Below are 6,113 nucleotides of genomic sequence, written 5' to 3'. Positions count from 1 at the left end.
CTCGTACTCGTCCGGCCGGGTGCGAGTGTCCCTGCTGACGGCGTCGTCGAAGAGGGAGACTCCGACGTCAACGAGTCGATGATCACCGGCGAGTCCAAGCCCGTCTCGAAAGAGCCTGGCGACGAGGTCATCGGCGGCACCATCAACGGCGACGGGAGTCTCCGTGTTCGCGTCGGTGCGACGGGCGAGGAGACAACACTCGCGGGCATCATGCGCCTCGTCGAGGAAGCTCAACAGAGCAAGTCCAAGACGCAAGTGTTGGCCGACCGGGCGGCCGGCTGGCTGTTCTACGTCGCGCTCGGGGCGGCAGTCGTGACCGCGATTGCGTGGACGGTCGCAGTCTCGTTCGACGCGACGGTCATCGAGCGAGTCGTGACGGTGCTCGTCATCGCCTGCCCACACGCCCTCGGGCTCGCCATCCCGCTGGTCGTCGCGATCAACACCTCACTTGCAGCGCGCAACGGGATGCTCGTCCGCGACCGAATTGCGATGGAGGACGCGCGGAACTTGGATGCCATCATCTTCGACAAGACAGGGACGCTTACTGAGGGTGAACACGGCGTCGTGGATATGGCGACCGTCGACGGCGTTGACGAGGACGACGCGCTCGGGCTGGCGGCAGCCGTCGAGAGTGACTCCGAACACATGATCGCCCGAGCGATCCGTGAGGCCGCCGACGAGCGAGATGTAACTACTCCTGACGCGACAGCCTTCGAGGCGATCAAAGGACGAGGGGTCCGGGCGAATGTCGACGGAAACGAGGTGTACGTCGGTGGCCCGAACCTGTTGGCCCAACTCGATAGCGAAATTCCCGACCATCTCCAGCACTTCGCTGACGAGGCCGGTCAGAACGCCCAGACTGTGGTGTATCTCGTTCGTGACGGAGAGCTGATCGCCGCCTTCGCGATGGCCGACGTGATTCGTGAGGAGAGTTTCCGCGTCGTCGATGCCCTCCACGACTTGGGCATCGAGGTGGCGATGCTGACGGGGGACTCCCAGGACGTCGCCAACGCTGTCGCTGACGAACTGGGTATCGACACGGTGTTCGCTGAGGTCCTCCCCGAGGACAAGGATGAGAAAGTGCAGGAACTCCAGGACCAGGGCAAGCTCGTCGGGATGGTCGGCGACGGGGTGAACGACGCGCCGGCGCTGACGCGGGCCGACGTCGGTATCGCGATCGGGAGCGGCACCGACGTCGCCGTCCAGTCGGCCGACGTCATCCTCGTCCAGAACAACCCGATGGACGTCGTTCGGCTCGTGAAACTCAGTAAGGCGAGCTACCGGAAGATGCAGGAGAACATCGTCTGGGCGGCCGGCTACAACGTGTTCGCAATTCCGCTCGCAGCAGGCGTCTTGGCACCGATCGGGATTCTGCTCTCCCCCGCTGTGGGTGCGCTCCTGATGTCGTTGAGTACAGTAATCGTCGCGATCAACGCTCAGCTGCTCCGCCGCGTGGACCTGTCCATCCCCGAGCTTCCAAGCGGGACACCAGCGACTGACGCACAACCTGCAGACTGAAACGCTCCCGATCGCTTCGGAGCTTCTTTCAATTGAGTTCGGTTGATGGACAGCAAATGGCGACACTGCGTGATTTCGGTGGGTATCGCTATGCAGTCACCGATTCCACAGTTTTCCCGAGGGATACGTAGTTTGGTATACACAGACGCTTCCTCTGATGGACTACATTGTTGCACCAGCACTAGGTTTATACCGCTTGACGGACTTCTTTCCACCATGAGCCTCGAAGAGACAGTTGACTACCTCGCCGAGGAACTCGACCTCGAGCGAAGTGAACACGTTCGCGAGGTCGGACAGTCGGTCGCCGAGCTTCGCGACTGATCAGAACATTTCTCTGAAGTCCCGTTCGACCAGTCCGTTCTCCAGATACGTGAGGAACTCTTGTTTCGTTGGTCCTTGACGGTCAAGTAGATCGTCCCGTCCTGCTCGTTCGAGAACTGCCTGCGCGAAGTCCGTACAGTGAGATTCGTGCTGCCCAGCATACTCTGTGAGGGCTTCTCTCCAGTGCATATCCAGCTCGAACTCGGCTAATCGGATTTGGATCCCGTCTTTCCGTTCGACGACGTCGACGTCCAAGTCTTCGAGTTGCTTGAAACGGAGGTTGTTCCGGCGGACAGTAATGAGCCGTTTGGAATCGACGATATAGGGATCGACCCACTCTCGCCAGGAATCGTCGTCGACGTGCGTTCGTGGCATCTCAAAATCCGGGTCCACACTCTCAATACAGAACTGCAGCATCGCGATGCCAGTTCGATGATTCGCATTCGGGAGGGAATGTCGGAGGATCAAATTCGACATCACCTCTCCAGCGACGGTCGGAAGCGGTGCTTCCCAGGAGACGTGATCGAGTGCCTGCTGGATCTTTTGTGGTTCGAACTCCTTGTAGAGCCGGAACTCATCCTCATCTCGAACTTCGACCGCGGCTTCGAGCAACTCTACTAATCGGAATGCGACAACCTGCCCAGCACGGGGGAGGTCACGAATACGATCGCTCAGCCATTCCTGATCAAAGTCGATATCTTGCGCTGATTCGATCTCTGAATCGCCTTCATAGAGCACATAGACCGGAGCTTCGAAGGGGTACCCGATGAGCTTTGTCGACTCGTCGGATTGCTCTTGCTGAGACCGGATCTCTGCTACCGATGCCGAGCTATATTTGAGTGAGAAATTCTCGGCCTGTGGGTGATGATAGAAGACGAGCCGAGCCATCTCAATGCGTATTCGTGGGAAGTGGGTAAAGCAGTCCCGCTTTGATATTGAGTTCTACTCGCCTGGTTCTACGACGTAGTGGGTGCGTTCACGTCCTCTAAATACTGGCTTTCCCACTCACGTCGCGCCTCGATCTCCCGCACTCCGCGTTGTGTGACCGTGTACACGTTCGTCCGTTTGTCGAGTTCACCTTTCTCCAGGAGGCCTTTGCCGACGAGGTCGTCGAGGTTTGGATAGAGCCGCCCATGATTGATCTCTTGTTCGTAGTAGTCGTCGAGTTCGGCCTTTACTGCGAGCCCGTGTGGTTCCTCGAGCCCGGCGATAACGTACAAGACGTCCCGCTGGAACCCGGTTAGATCGTGCATCCGTCTGCTCCCTATTTTTGAGGGATGGCATATGTTCTCTCTGGTACTCAGAAGCAGAGCTTCGGATCGAGGATATCTACCAGTACACTCGTCTCCAAACAGCGCTTAATACCCATGCCTCTGTATCACCGGTAATGGCGCTTCGGCCGAGGTCGCCGTTGAGGTTCCATGGCTGTGCTCGGTCAGCTGTCAGCCGGTGGTAATCAATTGTGTCTTCATCTCAATCCTCATCTTCCACGTGCGCGCTTTGTGGTAGGGCTGTCCCTGACGATAGAGTCGTGGGTGAGAACGACACCGTCTTCTGCTGTGATGGATGTCGAAACGTCCATCGAGTACTCGGTGGCGATGGAGTCCACAGTCGGATGGACCCGACAGACGACCCCATGCGCGAGTCCGGTGCTGGGGCGGGCGAACGCGATGCGGATACCCCTCGATTAGGGTCTGAGGAACGAGCTTTCTTTCAGGTCGACGGGATGCACTGTGCGACGTGTGAAGCATTTCTTGAATCAGTCGCCGAGGACTGCGAGGGTGTTGTAGACGTGGCAGCAAGCTACGTCACCGAGACGGTTCGTATCACATACGACCCTGATCGCGTCTCGAAGGAAACTCTCTGTGATACCCTGAGTACACTCGGCTATTCGGCAACCCTCCGTGCTGGAGGGAGCGATGACACACCGACTATAATCGGACAGTCGCGCCGGTCGGACGAGCCGAATGAACGAGGGATTGACGAGGTGCTGGGATTCCGTTACGCTGCTGGCGTCATTTTCGGGACGTTCATGCTCCTCCCATATGCGGTCCTCCTCTATCCGGCGCAGCTCTCGTCGTTCTTTGGTGAGGGGACGCTCGATATGTACGCGAGTACGTCCGGGATCGGCGGTGGAGATGGCCTGTTGATCCTCCCGCTCTTTCTCGTTCTGACGGGTGTCGTCCTCGTGTTTACCGGCCTGCCGCTGTTACAGGGTGCGTATGTCAGTCTGAAGATGCGACAGCCGAATACGGACTTTCTCGTCGCGATCACCGTGGTGAGCGCCTACGTGTACAGCACGATTGCCTTTCTCCTCGGTCGACTCGACGTTTTCTACGACCTCACGATCGTGGTTGCCGCGAGTGTGGTGGCCGCCATCTTCTACGAATCACTGAGCAAGCAGCGAGCGATGGATCGCCTGACGAATCTCACTATCTCCCACGTCACCGAAGCCAGGCGGTATGGCGCCGATGGGACGACGATGGTCGACGTACACAGTCTGGAACCCGGGGAACGGGTTCTCGTCCGTGAGGGCGAACGCATCCCAGTCGATGGTGTTCTCGCTGAGAGTGAGTGCACGGTCGATGAAGCGATCGTGACGGGCGAGTCGCTCCCGGTATCGAAACAAGCTGGGGACGAGGTCGTCGGCGGGGCGGTCGTCACAAATGGGGCTGCTGTCCTCACGGTGAGCGATGGGACAACCAGTAGTATCGATCGCCTCGTCACCTCTGTCTGGAATCTCCAGAGTGGGGATCACGGTGTCCAGCGGCAGGCCGATAAGCTCGCGTCAGTCATCATCCCGGTCGTCGTCGGTGGGGCGGTACTCGCTGGATTGGGGTCGCTTCTGGTGGGGACTGGTATTCCCGTCGCCGTCCTGACGGCGCTGGTAGTTCTCTTAGTGGGATGTCCGTGGGCACTTGGCCTGGCAACCCCGCTCTCGGTGGCAACCAGTATCGAACAAGCGGTAGAGCGGGGCATCGTCATCTTCGACGAGACAGTCTTCGAGCGCCTTCGGAACGTCGACGTCGTCGTCTTCGACAAAACAGGGACTCTCACGACCGGCCAGATGGATGTCCTCGAGGTGGATGCACCGTCGGATCTCCTTGAAACCGTCGCGGCCCTCGAACAGCGAGCATCCCACCCAGCGGCCGACGCAATCGTGAATACGTTTGCACAAAGGAATCAGGAGGGCGATCGCTCAAGAGCCGATGGGGGGGTTGCCGATGGCAGTGACCACGAGTACGCAGCGGACATCACCGAATTCACGAGCCACGCGACCGGCGTCGAAGGAGTCGTCGAGGACACGCGCGTTCTCGTCGGGAATCTCGATCTCTTCGCGGAACTTGGGTGGTCGGTGAGCGAGCAGATCGAGACGCGTGCCGCAGAGGCACGAACGGCCGGTCACCTTCCGGTCGTCGTCGGTCGTGACGGTCATGCAGAGGGCGTCGTCGTCGTGGGGGACGAACCACGGGCAGGTTGGGATGACACACTCACGCAGCTGAATGACCGTGATATCGAGATCGTTGTTCTGACCGGTGATGACGAGGCTGCTACTGACTTTCTCGACAGTCATCCTGCCGTCGATCACGTGTTTGCGGGGGTCCCGCCGGCAGGCAAGACCGCGACGATCCGGCGGTTACAGTCCCGGGGACAGGTTACAATGGTTGGTGATGGAACGAACGATGCACCGGCTCTTGCGACCGCAGACCTGGGAATCTCGCTCGGTGGTGGAACGGCACTCGCGTCCGATGCCGCGGATATTTCTATCGTCGATGATGACCTCGCGGCGGTGGAGACGACGTTCGATCTCGCAGATGCAGCTCGTCGGCGTGTCAAACAGAACAACGGGCTAGCGCTGCTCTATAATGGGGTCACGATGCCACTCGCAGCGACGGGGTTGCTGAATCCGGTGTTCGCGATGGGTGCGGTCGTGGCGACCGGCGGTCTCCTCGCAGCGAATTCGTTTCGAGACCTGCTTCACGAGTAGCGGCACCAACCCAGCGAAGCGGCAGATACCTGCTGTAACCGGGTGAAGACGATTCCTATCGCTTCATTCGAGCAATTCAAAGGCACCGAGCCCCGCGTACCCGACCGCAAAGCCCGCAACGATGATGCCTCCGGAGAGGACTTGGTAGAACGGCGTCGACGGGAGGAAGCCGGTTGCGAAGGTGCCGACAACGATCAGTACCGCTGCCAGTTCCAAAAACACGTACTGACGACGTTTTCCCCTCATATATTGAGGCATTTGTCCCCCTAGGTACCGTGAGATCACA

The 6,113-nt window shown here is 59.2% G+C and carries 5 protein-coding genes; 2 read left to right on the top strand and 3 right to left on the bottom strand.

All coding sequences use genetic code 11. The annotated features are described in order from the left end of the window. The coding region (locus ACQUQ1_RS18615) for a heavy metal translocating P-type ATPase (protein ID WP_435065726.1) at window positions 1-1,518 on the top strand (1,518 nt) is incomplete at its 5' end. Between the two features lie 321 nt (window positions 1,519-1,839). Here ACQUQ1_RS18615 and ACQUQ1_RS18610 read toward each other — a convergent pair. Both ACQUQ1_RS18610 and ACQUQ1_RS18605 read right to left on the bottom strand, forming a co-directional pair. Then, entirely contained in the window at window positions 1,840-2,727 is an 888-nt protein-coding gene (locus ACQUQ1_RS18610) for a hypothetical protein (RefSeq protein ID WP_004594580.1), read from the bottom strand. Between the two features lie 68 nt (window positions 2,728-2,795). Beyond that, window positions 2,796-3,092 (bottom strand): PadR family transcriptional regulator, encoded by a 297-nt coding sequence (locus ACQUQ1_RS18605; RefSeq protein WP_004594579.1) that lies wholly within the window; start codon window positions 3,090-3,092, stop codon window positions 2,796-2,798. 362 nt (window positions 3,093-3,454) lie between these two features. On the opposite strand from ACQUQ1_RS18605, the gene ACQUQ1_RS18600 reads away from it, so the two are divergent. Continuing rightward, a complete protein-coding gene (locus ACQUQ1_RS18600; RefSeq protein WP_004594578.1) occupies window positions 3,455-5,827 on the top strand; it encodes a heavy metal translocating P-type ATPase in 2,373 nt (790 codons plus the stop codon). A 63-nt stretch (window positions 5,828-5,890) separates the two neighbouring features. On the opposite strand, the gene ACQUQ1_RS18595 is transcribed toward ACQUQ1_RS18600, so the two are convergent. Beyond that, window positions 5,891-6,073, bottom strand: coding sequence for a hypothetical protein (locus ACQUQ1_RS18595; RefSeq protein ID WP_225935282.1), 183 nt, complete (start codon window positions 6,071-6,073; stop codon window positions 5,891-5,893). Between the last annotated feature and the right edge of the window lie 40 nt (window positions 6,074-6,113).

This window comes from Halobaculum sp. EA56 (assembly GCF_051195075.1).
Classification (GTDB): Archaea; Halobacteriota; Halobacteria; order Halobacteriales; family Haloferacaceae; genus Halobaculum.
This window is presented reverse-complemented; position numbering and strand designations above follow the sequence as displayed.